The organism is Pseudomonas sp. J380 (assembly GCF_009827115.1).
In the GTDB taxonomy this organism is placed as follows: domain Bacteria; phylum Pseudomonadota; class Gammaproteobacteria; order Pseudomonadales; family Pseudomonadaceae; genus Aquipseudomonas; species Aquipseudomonas paracarnis.
This window is the reverse complement of sequence record NZ_CP043060.1, coordinates 2404807-2423810: the sequence shown is the minus strand read 5'-3', so window position 1 is coordinate 2423810 and position 19004 is coordinate 2404807. Positions and strand designations below refer to the sequence as shown.

The 19004-nt window shown below is 61.9% G+C and carries 16 protein-coding genes; 8 read left to right on the top strand and 8 right to left on the bottom strand.

The genetic code is table 11. From position 1 onward, the window contains the following. Positions 1–134 precede the first annotated feature (134 nt). The 3 genes from adeC to FXO12_RS10925 are packed head-to-tail and all read right to left on the bottom strand — an operon-like array spanning position 135 to position 5902. Entirely contained in the window at positions 135–1592 is a 1458-nt protein-coding gene (gene adeC, locus FXO12_RS10935) for an AdeC/AdeK/OprM family multidrug efflux complex outer membrane factor (RefSeq protein WP_003189337.1), read from the bottom strand. Then, positions 1589–4750 (bottom strand): efflux RND transporter permease subunit, encoded by a 3162-nt coding sequence (locus FXO12_RS10930; protein ID WP_057975640.1) that lies wholly within the window; start codon positions 4748–4750, stop codon positions 1589–1591. Before FXO12_RS10930 ends, adeC begins: the two co-directional genes overlap by 4 nt. A gap of 3 nt (positions 4751–4753) precedes the next feature. Then, positions 4754–5902, bottom strand: coding sequence for an efflux RND transporter periplasmic adaptor subunit (locus tag FXO12_RS10925; protein ID WP_057975641.1), 1149 nt, complete (start codon positions 5900–5902; stop codon positions 4754–4756). 265 nt (positions 5903–6167) lie between these two features. On the opposite strand from FXO12_RS10925, the gene FXO12_RS10920 reads away from it, so the two are divergent. Continuing rightward, complete coding sequence (locus tag FXO12_RS10920; RefSeq protein WP_034125975.1) at positions 6168–6800, top strand: TetR family transcriptional regulator; 633 nt, start codon at positions 6168–6170, stop codon at positions 6798–6800. Between the two features lie 343 nt (positions 6801–7143). On the opposite strand, the gene FXO12_RS10915 is transcribed toward FXO12_RS10920, so the two are convergent. From FXO12_RS10915 to FXO12_RS10905, 3 genes are read right to left on the bottom strand one after another with little or no spacing between them, the layout of a single operon-like run. Then, positions 7144–8199 (bottom strand): alkene reductase, encoded by a 1056-nt coding sequence (locus FXO12_RS10915; protein ID WP_054921969.1) that lies wholly within the window; start codon positions 8197–8199, stop codon positions 7144–7146. Between the two features lie 28 nt (positions 8200–8227). Next, positions 8228–9394, bottom strand: a complete 1167-nt coding sequence (locus tag FXO12_RS10910; RefSeq protein WP_057975642.1) for an MFS transporter — start codon at positions 9392–9394, stop codon at positions 8228–8230. A gap of 17 nt (positions 9395–9411) precedes the next feature. Continuing rightward, positions 9412–9723 (bottom strand): helix-turn-helix transcriptional regulator, encoded by a 312-nt coding sequence (locus FXO12_RS10905; protein ID WP_054899009.1) that lies wholly within the window; start codon positions 9721–9723, stop codon positions 9412–9414. A 155-nt stretch (positions 9724–9878) separates the two neighbouring features. Between FXO12_RS10905 and FXO12_RS10900 the strand changes: the two genes are divergently transcribed. Continuing rightward, positions 9879–10463 (top strand): ACP phosphodiesterase, encoded by a 585-nt coding sequence (locus tag FXO12_RS10900; protein WP_057975643.1) that lies wholly within the window; start codon positions 9879–9881, stop codon positions 10461–10463. 109 nt (positions 10464–10572) lie between these two features. On the opposite strand, the gene FXO12_RS10895 is transcribed toward FXO12_RS10900, so the two are convergent. Both FXO12_RS10895 and olsB read right to left on the bottom strand, forming a co-directional pair. Then, positions 10573–11364 carry a lysophospholipid acyltransferase family protein gene (locus tag FXO12_RS10895; RefSeq protein WP_032893104.1) on the bottom strand — a complete coding sequence of 264 codons (792 nt, stop codon included), beginning with the start codon at positions 11362–11364 and terminating at the stop codon, positions 10573–10575. After that, on the bottom strand, positions 11364–12119 hold the full coding sequence (gene olsB, locus FXO12_RS10890; protein ID WP_003189352.1) for an L-ornithine N(alpha)-acyltransferase: 756 nt from the start codon (positions 12117–12119) through the stop codon (positions 11364–11366). Before olsB ends, FXO12_RS10895 begins: the two co-directional genes overlap by 1 nt. Before the next feature lie 184 nt (positions 12120–12303). On the opposite strand from olsB, the gene FXO12_RS10885 reads away from it, so the two are divergent. The 6 genes from FXO12_RS10885 to FXO12_RS10860 all read left to right on the top strand — a co-directional run bounded on the left by FXO12_RS10885 (position 12304) and on the right by FXO12_RS10860 (position 18868). Beyond that, positions 12304–13377, top strand: coding sequence for a serine hydrolase (locus FXO12_RS10885; protein ID WP_060772889.1), 1074 nt, complete (start codon positions 12304–12306; stop codon positions 13375–13377). Beyond that, positions 13374–13688 carry a hypothetical protein gene (locus FXO12_RS10880; protein ID WP_057975645.1) on the top strand — a complete coding sequence of 105 codons (315 nt, stop codon included), beginning with the start codon at positions 13374–13376 and terminating at the stop codon, positions 13686–13688. Before FXO12_RS10885 ends, FXO12_RS10880 begins: the two co-directional genes overlap by 4 nt. Positions 13689–13946: 258 nt before the next feature. After that, positions 13947–15125 (top strand): M20 aminoacylase family protein, encoded by a 1179-nt coding sequence (locus FXO12_RS10875; RefSeq protein WP_057975646.1) that lies wholly within the window; start codon positions 13947–13949, stop codon positions 15123–15125. Positions 15126–15295: 170 nt separating this feature from the next. After that, complete coding sequence (locus tag FXO12_RS10870) at positions 15296–16606, top strand: citrate-proton symporter (RefSeq protein WP_034125986.1); 1311 nt, start codon at positions 15296–15298, stop codon at positions 16604–16606. Continuing rightward, positions 16603–18045, top strand: a complete 1443-nt coding sequence (locus tag FXO12_RS10865) for an amidase (RefSeq protein WP_057975647.1) — start codon at positions 16603–16605, stop codon at positions 18043–18045. Before FXO12_RS10870 ends, FXO12_RS10865 begins: the two co-directional genes overlap by 4 nt. A 64-nt stretch (positions 18046–18109) precedes the next feature. Continuing rightward, a complete protein-coding gene (locus FXO12_RS10860) occupies positions 18110–18868 on the top strand; it encodes a helix-turn-helix domain-containing protein (protein WP_057975648.1) in 759 nt (252 codons plus the stop codon). Positions 18869–19004 lie beyond the last annotated feature (136 nt).

Genomic DNA, 19004 nt, shown 5'->3' with positions numbered 1-19004 from the left:
CGCGGCGGTGCGGGGGCGATGAAAGTAGGGGAAGGTGGGTTGTGGGCGATGATCGAACGCAAGTTGTGAGGGCAACAATGCAGGCATAAAAAAACCGCTTCCGGTGAGGGAAGCGGTTTTTCACACCTGCGCTATCAGAACAACTTCAACGGCGGCGCTTGTTCTTTCAACGGCTCGTTCTTCGCAGTCTGCTCGTTCCAGCCACCGCCGAGGGCCTTGTACAGGTTGACCTCGCTGGTGAGCTGCGCCAGGCGATCGGTGATCAGCGATTGCTGGGCACTGAACAGTTGGCGCTGGGCGTCGAGGAAGGTCAGGTTGCTGTCGACACCAATGCGGTAGCGACGCTCGGCCAGGCGGTAGTAATCCTGGTTAGCCTCGACGAAGCCGCGTTGGGCATCCAGTTGCTGCTTGTAGGTCGCACGCGCGGCCAAGCCGTCGGAGACTTCCTGGAAGCCGGTCTGGATGGCCTTCTCATAGTTGGCCACGTTGATCTCTTTCTGGATCTTCGAGTAGTCCAGGCTTGCGCGCAGGCTACCGGCGTTGAAGATCGGGATGTTGATCTGCGGGGCAAACGCCCAGGTCCCCGAACCGCCTTTGAACAGGCCACCCAGGGTAGGGCTGGCAGTACCGGCGCTGGCGGTCAGGCTGATGCTCGGGAAGAACGCCGCACGGGCCGCGCCGATGTTGGCGTTGGCGGCCTTGAGGTTGTACTCGGCTTGCACGATGTCTGGGCGACGTTGCAGCAGGTCCGAGGGCAACCCGGCAGGCACTTCGCTGAGCAGGTCATCGGACAGCGGCTTGCTGGCGATATTCGCCGGCAGGCCGGTGCCCAGCAGCAGGGTCAGGCTGTTTTCGTCCTGGGCCACCTGGCGGGTGTAACGCGCCAGTTGCACACGGGCGTTTTCCACCGAGGTGCGTGCCTGGCTGAGGTCGAGGGCCGAGGCCACGCCGACTTCATTGCTGCGCGAGGTGAGCTTGTAGCTTTGCTCGAACGCGGCCAGGGTGTCCTGGGTCAGCTTGAGCAGCTCCTTGTCGGCCTGCCAGGTCAGGTAGGCATTGGCCACGCTGGCCACCAGGCTGATTTGGGTGCTGCGGCGCGCTTCTTCAGTGGCGAAGTACTTTTGCAGCGCTTCTTCACTGAGGCTGCGCACGCGGCCGAACAGGTCCAGCTCATACGAACTGATGCCAAGGCCCGCCGAGTACTGGCTGGCGATGGTCGATTCGCCGGTCTGCGACAGCTTGGCCGGGGTGCGCGAACGGCTGCCGTTACCGGTGGCCGATACCGCCGGGAACAGGTCGGCACGCTGGATCTGGTATTGCGCTGCATAGGCGTCGATGTTCAGCGCCGCGACACGCAGGTCACGGTTGTTCACCAACGCGGTCTGGATCAATTGCTGCAGGGCAGGGTCATGGAAAAACTGCTTCCAGCCTTGCTCGGCAGCGGCCTGGCTCGGCGCCTGGGCCGACGAATACGCCGGCCCCTGCGGGAACTGCGCGGCCACCGGCGCTTCGGGACGCTGATAGTCAGGTATCAGCGAGCAGCCACTGAGCACGAAGGCGGTGACGGCTAGGGAAAGTAGCGACTTGCTCATTGGCCAGCCTCTTTAGGAGTTTCAGTAGTGTCTTTCTTTTTGCGTTCGCCAGCGGCGGATACCGTTGCGTAGAACAGCGGTACCCAGAAGATCGCCAGCACAGTGGCCGTGATCATACCGCCGATCACGCCGGTACCGATCGCATGCTGGCTGCCTGAGCCGGCGCCCGTGGAGATCGCCAGCGGCAATACGCCGAGCATGAACGCCAACGAGGTCATGATGATTGGGCGCAGACGCATGCGGGATGCTTCGATAGCCGCCTCGACGATGCCTTTGCCTTGCTCATGTAGTTCCTTGGCGAATTCCACGATGAGGATGGCGTTTTTCGCCGCCAGGCCCACCGTCACCAACAGGCCCACCTGGAAGAACACGTCGTTGGACAAACCGCGCATGCTGGTGGCGATCAGTGCACCGATCACACCCAGAGGTACAACCAGAATCACCGCGATCGGGATCGACCAGCTTTCGTACAGTGCTGCCAGGCACAGGAACACAACCAGCAGCGACAGTGCGTACAGCGCTGGCGCCTGGGAACCGGAAAGGCGTTCTTCGTACGACAGGCCTGTCCAGGCATAACCGATACCGGCCGGCAGTTCTTTGGCAATGCGTTCGACTTCGGCCATCGCATCACCGGTACTGTAGCCCGGTGCCGGGGTACCGAGGATTTCCATCGCCGCTACACCGTTGTATCGCGAAAGCTTGGGCGAACCGTAGATCCACTTGCCCGACGAGATGGCCGACAGCGGCACCATTTTCCCGTCGTTGCTGCGCACGTACCATTTGTCCAGGTCTTCGGGCGACATCCGGCTGGCGGCGTCGCCTTGTACATACACCTTCTTCACGCGACCACGGTCGATGAAGTCGTTGATATAGCTACCACCCAAGGCAATGGCCAGGGTCTGCTGGATATCCGCCAGGCTGATGCCTTGGGCACTGGCTTTCTCGTCGTCAACGGTCAGCTCGTACTGCGGCTCGTCGTTCACGCCGTTAGGACGCACGCCGGCCAGCACCTTGCTTTGTGCCGCCGCACCCAGGAACTGGTTACGTGCAGCCATCAGCTTGTCGTGGCCGACGCCACCCTGGTCTTGCAGGAACACGTCGAAACCCGTGGCGTTACCCAACTCCAGCACCGAAGGCGGCACGATGGCGAAAACCATGGCGTCCTTGAAGGCCCCGAAGAAGTAACCCTGGGCACGCTTGGCCACTTCGAACACCGACTGGCTCGAATCACGCTCATCCCACGGCTTGAGCATCACGAACGCAAGCCCGGAGCTCTGGCCACGACCGGCGAAGTTGAAGCCGTTCACGGTAAACACCGACTTCACCGCCTTGCCTTCGCCTGGCTCGCCTTCCTTGTCGTTCAGCAGGAAGGCGCGCATGTCGTCGACGACTTTCTGCGTGCGCTCAGCCGAAGCACCGACCGGTGTCTGCACCTGGGCGAAGATCACACCCTGGTCTTCCTCAGGCAGGAACGCGCTTGGAATACGGGTGAACATCCAGATCATGCCGGCCAGGATCAGCGCATACACCAGGAATGCCGGGATCTTGTGCTTGATCATGCCGCCCACGCCGCGCTCGTACTTGAGTACGCCACGGTCGAAGGTGCGGTTGAACCAGCCGAAGAAGCCGCGCTTGGGCTGGCCGTGTTTTTCCGGATCAATCGGCTTGAGCATGGTGGCGCACAAAGCCGGGGTGAAGATCAGGGCAACCAGCACCGACAACGCCATCGCCGAAACGATGGTGATGGAGAACTGCCGGTAGATCACACCGGTGGAACCACCGAAGAACGCCATCGGCAGCAGTACCGCCGACAGTACCAGGGCAATACCCACCAGGGCACCCTGGATCTGGCCCATGGACTTGATCGTTGCTTCCTTGGGCGACAGGTGCTCCTCGGCCATTACCCGTTCGACGTTTTCCACCACGACGATGGCATCGTCCACCAGCAAGCCGATGGCCAGGATCATGCCGAACATGGTCAAGGTGTTGATGGTGAAGCCGCACGCCGCCAGGATCCCGAAGGTACCCAGCAATACCACCGGTACGGTCATGGTGGTGATGATGGTGGCACGGAAGTTCTGCAGGAACAGGAACATCACCAGGAACACCAGCACGATCGCTTCGACCAGGGTGTGAACCACACCGGAGATCGATTCGGTCACGACCGGGGTGGTGTCATACGGCACCACCGCCTTCATGCCAGGCGGGAAGAACGGCTCCAGGGACTTGACCGTTTCGCGGATGGCCTTGCCGGTGTCCAGTGCGTTGGCACCGGCCGCCAGCTTGATCGCCATACCCGAAGCCGGCTTGCCGTTGAACTGTGCACTGATGCTGTAGTTCTGGCCGCCCAGTTCGATGCGCGCGACGTCACCCAGGCGAACCTGGGAGCCGTCGGTGTTCACCTTCATCAGAATCTTGGCGAATTCCTCGGTGCTTTGCAGGCGCGTCTTGCCGATGATCGTGGCGTTCAGCTGGGTGCCTGGCAGGGCTGGCAGGCCGCCCAGTTGGCCGGTGGCCACCTGCACGTTCTGGGCCTTGATGGCATTGCTGACGTCCACTGGCGTGAGCTGATAATTGTTCAGTTTGGCCGGGTCGAGCCAGATACGCATGGCGTACTGCGAACCGAACACCTGGAAGTCACCCACCCCCGCGGTACGGGAGATCGGGTCCTGGATGTTGGACACGATGTAGTTGGAGAGGTCGTCCTTGGTCATGCTGCCGTCTTCCGACACCAGACCGATCACCATCAGGAAGTTCTTCACCGACTTGGTCACGCGGATACCCTGTTGCTGCACTTCTTGCGGCAGCAGTGGGGTGGCCAGGTTGAGCTTGTTCTGTACCTGGACCTGAGCGATATCCGGGTTGGTACCCTGGTTGAACGTCACGGTGATGGTCATGCTGCCGTCGGAGTTACTGTCCGAGGAGACATAACGCAGGTTGTCGATACCGTTGAGCTGTTGCTCGATGACCTGCACCACGGTGTCCTGCACGGTTTGTGCGGACGCGCCTGGGTAGGTCACCTGGATATCAATGGCCGTTGGCGCAATGGCCGGGTATTGGTTGATGGGCAACTTCAGGATCGAGAGTGCCCCGACCAGCATGATCACCAGGGCAATTACCCAGGCGAAAATGGGACGGTCGATAAAAAATTTCGACATGGATTACTCCCCTTGACCAGCAGCGGCAGCAGGCGCTGCGGCAGTACCGGCGGGTTTAGCGTTGGAGGCTTCCGTGACCTTCACCTCGGCGCCTGGCTTGACGTACTGCAAGCCTTCGGTGATGACGCGATCACCGGCATTAAGGCCTTTTTCCACCAGCCAGTAGGCACCGGCGGTACGGTTGGCAACCAGTTCGCGTTGCTCGACCTTGTTGTCCTTGTTCACGATCAGCGCGGTCGGAATGCCGCGCAGGTCACGGGTCACGCCTTGTTGCGGAGCCAGGATGGCCTTGCTGTTCACACCGGCCAGCAACTGGGCGTGTACGAACATGCCCGGCAGCAGCACGTGGTCAGGGTTGGGGAACACGGCGCGCAGGGTCACGGAACCGGTGGTCTGGTCGACCGACACTTCGGAAAACTCCAGCTTGCCGTCCTGGGCGTAGGCCGTGCCGTCTTCCAGGGTCAGCTTGACCTTGGCAGCGTTTTCGCCGGCTTTTTCCAGTTGGCCGCTGGCCAGGTCGCGACGCAGCTTGAGCATTTCAGCTGAAGATTGCGTGACGTCGACGTAGATCGGGTCCAGTTGCTGGATCACCGCCATGGCGTCGGCCTGGCCATTGCTGACCAGTGCGCCTTCGGTGACCGAAGAACGGCCAATACGCCCGGAGATCGGCGCGTACACCTTGGTGTAGCGCACGTTGATCTGGGCAGTTTGAACGTTTGCCTCGGCAGTCATGCGGTTGGCAACGGCGGTGTCGTATTCCTGACGGCTGACGGCTTGCTCCTCGACCAATTGCTTGTAGCGATCGGTGATGGACTTGGTCTGGGTCAGGCTCGCTTGTGCGCTTTTGAGCGTGGCTTCATACACCGACGGGTCGATCTGGTAGAGCTGTTGCCCTTCCTTCACGTCGGCGCCTTCCTTGAACAGGCGCTTGAGAATGATGCCGTTGACCTGCGGCCGGACTTCCGCAATGCGAAAGGCCGTGGTGCGGCCTGGCAGCTCGGTGGTCAGGGTATAGGCTTGCGGTTGAATGGTGACCACGCCGACCTGAGGGGTTTGAGCGGGCGGTGCCGCTTCTTCCTTTTTACATCCGCTGAGCAGCGATGCCAGGGCGACGGCAGTGACCAGAGCGGTAACAGCTGGCTTAAGTTGCATGAAGATCCTCGGGTCAGGCGCGCAGAGTGCGCACAAGAAGTGTGGAAGGGTAAAAAACAAGCCGTGAGTGGATAAGTAGCTTGCTACGCAATATACTTACGTTCATGGTTGTTTGTAAACTCTTGACAGGCTTCGCGCAATGTTGACAAAGCACCGCCGCAAGCCTCGATTCTAGTACGTTCGGCGCCCATGACGGCGTCGTCCCACAATTATTCAGATGACGGTCAAGTACCGTCCACAGTGTCCCGATTGAGGTTTTACTGCCATGGTTCGTCGCACCAAAGAGGAAGCTCAGGAAACGCGCAGCCAGATTCTCCAAGCCGCCGAGCAAGCCTTTTATGAGCGTGGCGTAGCGCGTACCACCCTGGCGGACATCGCCGCGTTGGCGGGCGTGACGCGTGGGGCTATCTATTGGCATTTCAGCAATAAGTCCGATTTGCTCCAGGCCTTGCTCGATACGCTGCACGAACCCCTGGACGAATTGGCCCGGGCGAGTGAAAGCGAGGATGAAGTCGACCCGCTGGGCTGTATGCGCAAGCTGCTGATTCATCTCTACCATGAAGTGGCCCTGGACCCGAAAACCCGGCGCATCAACGAGATTCTGTTTCATAAGTGCGAGTTCACCGATGAAATGTGTGACATGCGCCGCCAACGCCAGACCCACAGCCTGGAATGCAACCTGCGTATCAGCCTGACGTTGCGTAACGCGGTTCATCGCGGGCAACTGCCTGAAAATCTCGACACCACCCGTGGGGCTGTCTGCATACATGCCTTCATCCACGGTTTGATCGGCCAGTGGCTGCTGGTCCCCGATAGCTTTGAACTGCACCAGGACGCCGAGCGCTGGGCTGATATAGGGCTGGACATGCTGCGCCTGAGCCCCAGCCTGCGCAATTGAAACAAAATGCGTAATTGCAACCCGTTGTGTCAACAGTAAAGCCTAAGGACGGTCAATCGTCCTTCTGGCTGATTTGTGGGGTGACTTTATATACGGCCTGGCGGGCGGTTGATAGGTAGCCGGCTAAGTATTTTGTAGCGATATTGTTGCCGTTCTGTGAAGCGATGTTTCCAGGGGGGCTACAGACAGGCACAAATGTGGGAGGGGACTTGCTCCTGACACTGTAGGAGCGAGCTTGCTCGCGAAAAACTTCAACGATAACGCGTGCTTCCTGAGTGAACGCGGCGCCTCTTAGTTTCTCGCGAGCAAGCTCGCTCCTACAGCATTGGGTTTGCGGGTTAGGTTAGATCGGCAGCGTCGGGTAGTCGATGTAACCCACCGGGCCTTTGCCATAGAAAGTTTCAGGGTGCGGCTCGTTCAACGGCGCATCGGCCTTCAGTCGCGCCGGCAGGTCCGGGTTGGCGATAAAAGGAATACCAAAGGCCACTGCATCCGCCTTGCCCGCCGCCAGCCAGGCGTTGGCGCTGTCTTTGGTGAAACGTTCGTTGGCGATGTATACGCCGCCGAAGGCTTTTTTCAGCTGTGGGCCGAGGCTATCCGCACCTTCTTTTTCGCGGGAGCAGATGAAGGCGATGCCGCGCTTGCCCAGTTCGCTGGCGACGTAGGTGAAGGTCTCGGCGAGGTTGTCGTCGCCCATGTCATGCGCGTCAGCACGCGGTGCCAGGTGCACGCCCACGCGGCCGGCGCCCCAGACTTCGATGGCGGCGTCGGTGACTTCCAGCAACAGGCGCGCACGGTTTTCCAGGGAACCACCGTACTGGTCGGTGCGCTGGTTGGTGCTGCTCTGCAGGAACTGGTCAAGCAGGTAGCCGTTGGCGCCGTGGATTTCCACGCCGTCGAAACCGGCGGCCTTGGCGTTCTCGGCGCCGGTGCGATAAGCGTCGACGATGTCGGCGATTTCAGCGGTTTCCAGGGCGCGCGGGGTTGGGTAGTCGGCCAATGGGCGAACCAGGCTGACGTGGCCTTTAGCCTGGACCGCACTCGGAGCCACCGGGGTTTCCCCGTTCAGGTAGGACTCGTGGGAGATGCGGCCAACGTGCCACAACTGCAGGAAGATCTTGCCGCCCGCGCCATGCACTGCCTTGGTGATGTTGGCCCAGCCGCGCACCTGATCGTTGGACCAGATGCCGGGGGTGTCCGGGTAGCCCACGCCCATGGGCGTCACGGAAGTGGCTTCGCTGAGGATCAGCCCCGCGGACGCGCGTTGCACGTAGTACTCGGCCATCAGCGCGTTGGGCACGCGCCCGGCGTCTGCGCGGCAGCGGGTCAGCGGCGCCATGATGATGCGGTTCGACAGTTGCACGTCGCCCAGTGTGATCGGATCGAAAATAGTCGTCATGGAAAAAACACCTTCTCTTTCAAGTTGATCAGTTGGTCGCGGGGGCCAGGTCGGCGTTGCCGCCCTGACGGAAAGTGATAAGGGTCACCAGCAGCGCGAGAATCGCCAGTGCTGCAGCGGCCAGGGGCACGCTGGTCAGGCCGAAGCCGTGGGCAATCACGCTGCCGCCGACCCAGGCGCCAAGGGCGTTGCCAATGTTGAAGGCGCCGATGTTCAAGGTGGACACCAGGTTCGGCGCGGCCTTGCCGAAGGTCACCACGTTGATTTGCAGCGCCGGCACGGCGGCGAACGAGGCAGTGGCCCACAGGAACAGGGTGATTTCAGTCGGTATCACCGCAATGCTGGTCCAGCTCAGCACCGTGGACACCACCGCCATGCTGATGAACACGCCGACCAGGGTGGCCGTCAGGCGTTTGTCCGCCAGCTTGCCGCCGATGATGTTGCCCACGGTGAGGCCCAGGCCGATCAGCAGCAGGGTCCAGGTCACGCCCTTGGGCGACACGCCGGTGACATCGCCGAGCAGCGGTGCGACGTAGGTAAAGAGGGTGAACATGGACGCGGCGAACAGCGCGGTCATGCTCAGCGACAACCAGATACCGGCACCCTTGAGGGCGGCCAGTTCAGCGCGCATGTCGAGTTTTTCTTCGTCACGCTTGGCGGGCAAGAAGCGAATCAGGCCGATCAAGGCGATCACGCCAATCACGGTCACGGCCCAGAAGGTCGAGCGCCAGCCGGCTTCCTGGCCCAGCGCCGTACCCAGGGGCACGCCCAGCACGTTGGCCAGGGTCAACCCGGTGAACATCAACGCGACGGCTGACGCACGTTTGTTGGCCGGCACCAGGTTGGCGGCCACCACCGAGCCAATGCCGAAGAAGGCACCGTGGCACAACGCTGTGACCACACGGGCAAACATCAGCACGTTGTAGTCGCTTGCCAGGGCACAGAGCAGATTGCCGATAATGAAAATACCCATCAGCGCTACCAGCGCCGCCTTGCGTGGCAGCCTGGCGGTGGCCAGTGCCATGAACGGCGCGCCGATGGCCACGCCCAGGGCGTAGCCGGTGACCAGCCAGCCGGCGCCGGGAATCGACACACCCAGGTCCGCCGCCACATCGGGCAGCAAGCCCATGATGACGAACTCGGTGGTGCCGATGGCGAAGGCGCTCAGGGCCAGTATGAGTAGCGAGAGGGGCATGGACGTGTCCTTGATGATTACGGTGCGCTGAGTTCGGTAATGAGCGCAGCGAGAAAGGCTTGGATCACTTCCTCGTTGCGCTTGAAAAAGTGCCACTGCCCGGCTTTCTGGCTGCTGATCAAACCCGCCCGTTGCAAGGTGGCCAGGTGCGCCGACACGGTCGACTGGGACAAGCCGCAGCGTTGGTCGATCTGCCCGGCGCAGATGCCGTATTCGTGGTTGTGCAATTGCTCGGGGAACTGCACTTTCGGGTCTTTGAGCCAGGTGAGGATGTCTCGTCGTACTGGGTGCGCCAGGGCTTTTATTATTTCGTCGAGGTCGATGGACATGGCAGGGTGCTCGGTGTCGTAAAGCGTTATATCGCGATGAGGCGAACCTTAAATCGTAATATTCCGATATACCAATATGATTTTGATCTGAGATCAGGTCGAATCGGTATATCGGGTTATAACGATATGCGGGTGGCAGTGGTAGACTGCGCGGCATGAATTATCTCGCACATCTGCACCTGGGCGGCCAACTTCCTGCGCAATTGCTGGGTAGCCTCTATGGCGACTTCGTCAAAGGCCGCCTGCAGGGCCAGTTCAGCCCGCAAATCGAAGCGGCGATCCAGTTGCATCGCTCCATCGACCGCTTTACCGATAGCCATCCGCTGGTGGGCGAGGCGTTGTCGCGCTTCAGTCTGACCCGCAGGCGCTATGCTGGGATCGTCCTCGATGTGTTTTTCGACCATTGCCTGGCGCGGGATTGGGCGCTGTATGCCGACCAGCCTCTGGAGCTATTCACCTCTCGGGTATATCGGGCACTGGCCGCCGAACCCGCACTACCGGGGCGGCTGGCGCAGATTGCGCCGTATATGGCCGCGGATGATTGGTTGGGCTCGTACCGCGAGTTTGCGGTGATTGAGCAGGTGCTGCGCGGGATTTCGCGGCGGCTGACACAGCCTGAGGAACTGGGGTATGCGATGCAGGAGTTGCGGGTTTTGTATGAGCCGTTGAGTGAGGACTTTCGACTGTTCTACCCAGAGTTGCAGAAATTTGCGCAATCTCAACTGACTATTGAGATCTGAATGTGGGAGCTGGCCTGTCGGCGATAGCGGCCTACCGGTTGATGTTATGGCTGACCCACCGCCATCGCAGGCAAGCCAGCTCCCACATTTGGATTGAGTTCACATTGCTTCAGGCTGCGAATGCAGGCCGAGCGGCCACTTGCTCGGTTTCCGGCACCGGGCCGAACAATGCCTTCTGCACCGCCTGCTGCGCCTGATACGCCAACGCCGCACGTTCCTGCCCGGCGCAGGCAATCGGCTTGAGCACATGAATCTCCACATCGCCGCGGTCATTGGAAAACAAGCGCATCAGGTGCGAGAGCAAATCATCATCGCCAATAAAGGGTGCCAGCGGGTCGACTTGGCCGTCGCGCAGATACCGAATCGCTACCGGCTGCAGTGATACATCCGCATCGATCGCGCTGGCCAGCAAGCGCCCGTGGAACGTGCGCAGGCCGCGCCCATCGGTGGTGGTGCCTTCGGGGAACATCAGCAAGGGGTGCTGTTGCTCCAGATGACGGGTCATTTGCTTGCGGATCAGTTGGCTGTCACCTGATCCGCGACGAATAAACAGGCTGCCAGCCTTGGCCGCCAGCCAGCCGGCCACCGGCCAGGTGCGCACCTCGGCCTTGGACAAAAACGACATCGGCGCCACCATGCCCAGCAACGGAATATCCGTCCACGACACATGATTGCTCACCCACAGCATCGGCGTTTGCGGCAACTCGCCATGCACCGTCACGCGAAAGGGCAGGGCGTTGGTCAGTCGCGCCATAAAGAAGCGCGACCAACGCTGGCGCCGCACCATCGAGTTAGCCACGCCCAGGCGCTCGAACAGGCCAAACACACTGGCCATGCTCAACCCCAGCCCCACCACCAACAGCACGCGGGCGATGCGCCCGTAAATGCGCAGGCGGTTCATCACATGGCCGCCTTGAAGTGGCGCGCGTAACGCGGGCACAACTCGTCGCGCTTGAGCAGGATAAACACGTCTGCTACCTGGAAGTCTTCATCCCAGCACGGCTCGCCGCAGATCTTCGCGCCCAGGCGCATGTAGGCCTTGAGCAGCGGCGGCATTTCGGCGATGACGTTGGACGGCAGGTCCAGGGCCGGCAGTGGTTTTTTCGGTTCGGCGCGCAGGTGTTCGTTGCACAGGTAGCGCTCGCGCAAGCGCTGCATGATCGCGTGGGCCTGGATGCCGCCATCGTGCATCGGGATGCTCGCGCAGCCCATCAGGTAGCTGTAGCCGCCCTGGTTGAGCACTTCGGCCAACTCGCCCCACAACACCGCGATGGTGCCGCCATTGCGATAGGCCGGGTCGACGCAGGTGCGGCCAATCTCCAGGATCGGGCCCTGCAAGTGCAGCAGGCCATGCAGGCTGAATTCTTCTTCACTGTAGAACCGGCCCAGGGTGCTGGCGGCCTGGTGGTCGAGCAGACGGGTAGTCGCGACGAGTCGACCGCTGTTCAAATCCCGCACGCCGATATGGCTGCAGTGAACATCATAGTCATCCATGTCCAGACCCAATTCCGCGCCTTTCAGCTTGGCGTTGAACTCGCCGCTGAACACGTTGAACCGCAGGGCCTGGGCTTCCTGCAATGCCTGTGCGCCTACCAGGCGTTCGGCTTGCAGACGGCGTTCATTGCCTTTGTCGCTGATGCGGGCGATCTGAGTCATAGCGAGTCTCCGGGTGCCGGCCAGGTTGCGGCCAGTCGACTTTGTTGTCCAAAGTCAGGCTATGTAGCCTCGGTGTCAGCTCCATGAAGTTACGGTGACGGTTGGATGACAGCCCCCTTGTCGCAAATCTGTCACTGGCGTGAGCTAGGCTCGCGGGCTTGAATGCCCCCTTGAGTTTGCGTCCATGGTCCGAGGCCTGTTGTGCGTTGCCCTGCTGTTTGTCACCGTGAATGCCCGCGCTGAAATCTGGCCTGATAAGGAGTGGGCCGTGGGTACATCTCTCGCCGGCCCCGCTGTCGATGCCCTGGACGCCTACGCTTTCCCACCCCGCGACGATGCCACCCGCAACGGTATTCGCACCGACGCGTTGCTGGTCATTCGTGACGGCGAAATCATTTATGAACGCTACGCCGCGCCCACCACTGCCAGCACGCCGCACCTGACCTGGTCTGTCAGCAAAAGCCTGATGGCTACCGTGCTGGGCGTGGCCTATGGGCAAGGCCGCTTCAAACTCAACGACCCCGCCGCACGTTTCTACCCACCGATGAAGCAGCACCCCAAAGTGAGCATGGCCGACCTGCTGCACTGGGCCTCCGGGTTGGACTGGCAGGAAGACTACGAGTACGCCCCGTTGAAATCCTCGGTGGTGGCGATGCTCTACACCCGTGGCCACACCGACATGGCGCAATTCGCAGCGGATACCGAGGCGGTCGCCGCCCCTGGCCAGGCTTTCCGTTATTCCAGTGGCGACAGCACTATCCTGTCCGCTGCGCTCAAGGGCATGCTTGGCCACAAGGCCTACATCTCCTACCCGTGGGACGCGCTGTTCCAGCCCCTGGGCATTCGCGACGCAACCTGGGAAACCGATGCCGATGAAACGTTTGTCGCGTCGTCCTATGCCTACCTCACGGCCCGGGATCTGGCACGAGTAGGTTTACTGATGGCGCGGGATGGGCGCTGGGGCGTGCGGCAACTGCTGCCCAAGGACTGGGTCGCCTTCAACCGCCGGCCCTTCGACCGCTACAAAGCCGGCCAGGATGAAGCCGTGCCGGGCGGCCATTGGTGGCTCAATACCGGCGCCCCCCAACCCTGGCCCGACGCACCGGCCACTACCTTCGCCGCGCTGGGGCACTGGGGCCAGGCGCTGTTTGTGCTGCCCGACGAACACCTGGTGATCGTGCGTTACGGCGATGATCGGGATGGCAGTTACCGGCATAACGAACTGCTCAAACGCGTGCTGGCGGCGGTGCGCTCATGATCCGTCGTCATCCGTTCATCAGCGTTTTACTGGTGTTGCTTTTCGCATTGTTCGGCTGGGTTTGGCACGAGCGCGTCAACCTGCAAGCCTTCCCCGACATCATCGCGGCGTACACCGCCAAGGAGTACTGCTCGTGCCGGTACGTGGCCAACAACCCGGCGCAGTATTGCCTGGGGTATGTGAAGCAGTACGTGCCAACCAGTGCGTTCACTGACTCGCCGGAACGCAGTGAAGTCACGGCGAGTGGGTTGGGGCGTACCCATACAGCGCGGTGGTTGGGCGACCGTCAAGGCTGCCGCCTCAACCCCTGACACACCCAAATTCCCCTGTGGGAGCTGGCTTGCCTGCGATAGCGCCAGGTCAGCCAACATCACTGGTGCCTGTGCCGCCGCCATCGCAGGCAAGCCAGCTCCCACATTTAGATTATCTGCGTGGGTTCTCGGAAAAAGAACCGGCCCTGAGGTTCCACAGGGTGGAACCACCTTTGATTGTCCTCACGCGTACATCGCGCTTAGCTGTCGATGTGTCGCCAACAAGAACGGGACCACCCGCCTGTGAGGAGAATCACCATGCGCCCGCACCAGCACATCCTGGATTGGCTCAGCGACGTTGCCAGCGACTTGCACGCTGTGCGTCACGATATCCACGCCCACCCCGAACTCGGCTTTGAAGAGAACCGCACCTCAGCGCTGGTCGCACAGTCACTCAAGGAGTGGGGTTACGAGGTGCACACCGGCATCGGCAGGACCGGTGTGGTCGGTGTGTTGCGCAATGGCAACAGCTCGCGCACGTTGGGGATTCGCGCCGACATGGACGCCTTGCCCATCATCGAAAACACCGGCGCGGCCTACACCAGCCAACATGCCGGCTGCATGCACGCCTGCGGCCATGACGGCCACACCACCATGTTGCTCGGTGCCGCGCGTTACTTGGCGGCGACGCAGCAATTCGACGGTACTTTGAACCTGATTTTCCAACCCGCCGAAGAAGGCCAGGGCGGCGCCGAGGCGATGCTTGCAGATGGGTTGCTGGAGCGCTTCCCCTGCGACGGGTTGTTCGGCATGCACAATATGCCAGGCTTGCCGGCTGGGCATCTGGGCTTGAGAGTGGGGCCGATGATGGCCTCCCAGGACCTGCTCACCGTGACGCTCGAAGGCGTAGGTGGCCATGGCTCGATGCCGCATTTGACCGTGGACCCGCTGGTGGCGGCGGCGAGCATGGTCATGGCCTTGCAAACGGTGGTGGCGCGCAATATCGACACCCAGGAAGCTGCCGTGGTCACGGTCGGCGCCCTTCAAGCAGGGCAAGCCGCCAATGTGATTCCCCAGCAAGCCCTGTTGCGCCTGAGCTTGCGCGCACTTAACCCCAAGGTACGCGAACAGATGCTGGAACGGGTCAACGCGATCATCCAGACCCAGGCCGCCAGCTTCGGCTGCACCGTGCAGATCGAACACCGGCCGGCCTACCCGGTGCTGGTCAACCACGCCGAAGAAACCGAATTCGCCCGCCAGGTCGGTGTGGCCTTGCTCGGTGCCGACGCTGTGGATGGCAACACCCGCACGCTGATGGGCAGCGAAGACTTCGCCTGGATGCTGCAACGCTGCCCCGGCAGTTACCTGTTTATCGGCAACGGTGTGTCGCGACCGATGGTGCACAACCCCGCCTATGACTTCAACGACGACATCCTGCTGACCGGCGCAGCCTACTGGGGTGCGCTAGCCGAGAGCTGGCTCAAGCCAGCCGGATAACCCGACCCCTTGTAGGAGCGAGCTTGCTCGCGAAAATCGTCAACGCTGACGCAGCGCTTTGAGGTAGCCCGTGTTGCCTGCGCGTTTTTCGCGAGCAAGCTCGCTCCTACAGCAACGCCTTTTTCTGCCGCTGGACCCTTTCCCTGTATCGGTTGAATGGAGTGTTCCTCATGCAGACTGCAAAACTCGGCGTTTCCCGCACCCGCCAAGTGGTGGCGGCGGTGATCGGCAACGCGCTGGAATGGTATGACTTTATCGTCTACGGCTTTCTCGCCAGCATCATCGCCCGGCAGTTCTTCCCCTCCGAAGACGAATACGCGTCGCTGCTGATGGCCCTGGCCACCTTTGGCGTGGGCTTTTTCATGCGTCCGGTGGGCGGCATCCTGTTGGGCATCTATGCCGACCGCAAAGGCCGCAAAGCCGCGATGCAGTTGATTATCCGGCTAATGACCGTGTCCATTGCGCTGATCGCCTTCGCGCCGAGCTACGCCGCCATTGGCATGGGTGCGCCGTTGCTGATTGTGGTGGCGCGGATGCTTCAGGGGTTTGCCACCGGCGGTGAATATGCCAGCGCCACGGCATTTCTGGTGGAGAGCGCACCTGCCCATCGCAAGGGCTTGTATGGCTCCTGGCAATTGGTAGGGCAATGCCTGGCGGTGTTCGGCGGGGCGGCGATGGTGGCGTTGGTCACGCATTTCTTTTCGCCCGAAACCCTCGACCTGTGGGGCTGGCGCCTGCCGTTTGTGCTGGGCTTGTTGATCGGCCCGGTGGGGTTGTGGATTCGTCGGCACATGGAAGACCCGGAAGAGTTCATCCAGGCGCGTAAAAACGCCACCGGCCCGGCGCCGAGCCTCATGCAAGTGCTGCGTGACCATCGGCGCAGCATCCTGGTGTCCATGGGCTTGGCCTGCGGGGCGACGGTGTCGTTCTACGTGGTGCTGGTGAACATGCCGACCTTCGCCCACAAGAACCTCGGCCTGCCGCTGGACCAGGTGCTGATGGTGCAGATGTTTGCGGTGGCGCTGATGACCGTGGTGATCCCCTTGTCCGGCCTGCTCTCGGATCGATTGGGACGGCGACCGGTGTTGATGGCCTTCACCCTGGCGTTCTTCGTGATGGTCTACCCGTTGTATGTGTGGGTGGCCGCCGCGCCGTCCATCGAGCGCCTGCTGGTGATGCAGGTGATGTTGTGCACGGCGATTGGCGGGTTCTTCGGGCCAGCGCCGACGGCATTGGCCGAGCAGTTCCCTATCGAGGTGCGCTCGACCGGCGTGTCGGTGGCCTATAACGTGGCCGTAATGGTGTTCGGTGGTTTCGCGCCGTTGATCGTGACCTGGCTGAGCAAGGTGCTGGGCACGCCGGTGGCGCCGTCGTTCTATGTATTGTTTGCGTGTGTGCTGACGCTGCTGGGCACTTACTGCATGCGCGAGGCGCCCCGGGCGAGCAAGCCGCTGCCGTTTTCCAGAGAGGTGAAGCCTTGAGTATTGTTGATTGGGATGCCACTGAGCTGTCGCGGGCCATTCATGGGCGGCAGGTGTCGTGCGAAGAGGTGATGCAGGCGTACCTGGCGCAGATCCAGCGCTTTAACCCTGGCGTGAATGCGCTGGTGTCGTTGCGCGAAAGCGAGGCCGTGCTGGCCGAGGCGAGAGCCTGTGATCGTGAGTTGGACCGGGGCCATTCCCGTGGCTGGATGCATGGCATGCCCCAGGCCATGAAGGACCTGGCGGCCACCCAGGGTTTGCGCACTACCCTGGGCTCACCGCTGTTCGCCGAGCATGTACCGAACGAAGACGCCATCAGCGTGGCGCGGGTGCGGGCCAGTGGCGCGATCATCATCGGCAAGACCAACGTGCCGGAGTTCGGCCTGGGCTCTCACACCTACAACACGCTGTTCGGCACCACCGGCAATGCCTATGACCCGCGCCTGGCGGCCGGAGGTAGCAGTGGCGGGGCGGCGGTGGCCCTGGCGCTACGCATGCTGCCGGTGGCCGACGGCAGCGACATGATGGGCTCGTTGCGCAACCCGGCGGCGTTCAACAACGTGTTCGGCTTGCGCCCCTCCCAGGGGCGGGTGCCTCACGGGCCGATGCCGGAACTGTTCGTGCAGCAACTGGGCACCGAAGGCCCGATGGGGCGCAGCGTGACGGATGTGGCGCGGTTGCTGAGCATCCAGGCCGGTTACGACCCCCGCACGCCGTTGTCATCCAGGGACGATCCCGCTGTGCTGGGCCAGCCGTTGCGACGCGACTTCAACGGCGCACGCCTCGGTTGGCTGGGGGACTACAACGGTTATCTGCCGATGGATGATGGCGTGATGAGCCTGTGCGAAGCGGCGCTGGATGATTTCGCCAGGTTGGGCTGTGAAGTGCACAGCTGCCAACCGGACTTTTCCATGGCGCGCCTGTGGCGCTGCTGGTTGGTACACCGCCATTGGCTGGTGCACGGCAACCTCGGCGCGGCCTACGCCAACCCGCAAAAACGCGCGTTGCTCAAGCCCGAAGCGCAATGGGAAGTGGAGGGCGGCCAGGGCTTGAGTGCCCAGCAGGTTTACCAGGCGTCGGTGGACCGCAGTGAGTGGTACCGCGCTTTGGGCAAGCTGTTCGAACGTTACGATTTCCTGCTGTTGCCCACCGCCCAGGTGTTCCCTTTCGATGCACAACAGCCTTGGCCGCGCCTCGTCGGCGGGCGTGAAATGGACACTTATCACCGCTGGATGGAAGTGGTGATCGGCCCGACCCTCGCCGGTTTGCCGAGCATGAGCATCCCGGCGGGCTTCAACCCCCAGGGCTTGCCCATGGGCCTGCAAATCATTGGCCCGGCCCAGGCCGACAGGGCCGTGCTGCAATTGGCCTATGCCCATGAACAACTGACCCAATGGGTACAACGCCGGCCACCGGCGTGCCTTGCAACGACCCGTTGAGCGCTGACCGGGCCTGTATCTTGCTGTGAAAAAAGATCATCCACCGGCAACAGGGAGATCGAATATGGAGACAGGCACCGTACGCTCGGTTGAGCGCGCTCTGGCAATCGTCGAGTTGCTGGGCGAGCACCAGGCCCTGGGGCTGGAAGAACTGCACTACCTCACGCAGCTGCCCAAGGCCACGGTGTCGCGCATGTTGCTGACCTTGCAGGAACAGGGGTGGGTCTACCGCGGCCTGAGCGATCGGCGTTACCGCCTGCGTGCCCGGCGCTTGTTTGGCGATACCCAGCAACGCTTCAAGCGCCAGGTGGTGGAGAGCGCCGCCCCTTGGTTGCTGGAGCTCAGCGAGCGCACTGGGCTGGTGGTGGACTTGTCGTGCTTCGATGGCGAGCGCCTGGAGGTCATGGAAAGCGCGATCCCCAGCGTGTTGCGCAAGCTGTACCCGAACAACTGCCAGATCGTCGGCCAGTACGCCAGCCTGTTCCACTCGGCGATGGGCAAGGCTTGTCTGACGCAATTGCCGGCTGACGAAGTACAGCGCCTGGCAGGCCGCAATCATGTGGCGGCAGACGAGCACTATCGCGCATGCGAGCAAACCCAGCACCAGGGCTTCGGACAGCGTACCGAGGGCTATTGGGAATACCCGGTGCGTTTGCCGTTCCTGATCCGGGCGGTGGCCTTGCCGGTGCGCGCCAACGGCCGATTGGTGGGGAGCATGGCGCTGCATTGGCCGATGCATCAGGCGCCGGTGGAGCGGGTGTTGAATTTGCATATGGGCAGCCTTGAACAGGCGGTGTGCGAAGTGCAGCGAACGCTGGTTTGAAAACACAGCAAAAACCCTGTGGGAGCTGGCTTTGTGGCGAGGGAGCTTGCGCCCGCTGGGGTGCGTAGCGCCCCCAAAAAGCCGGCTCCAGCTGCGCTGTCGAACGGGAGCAAGCTCCCTCGCCACAGCAAGCCAG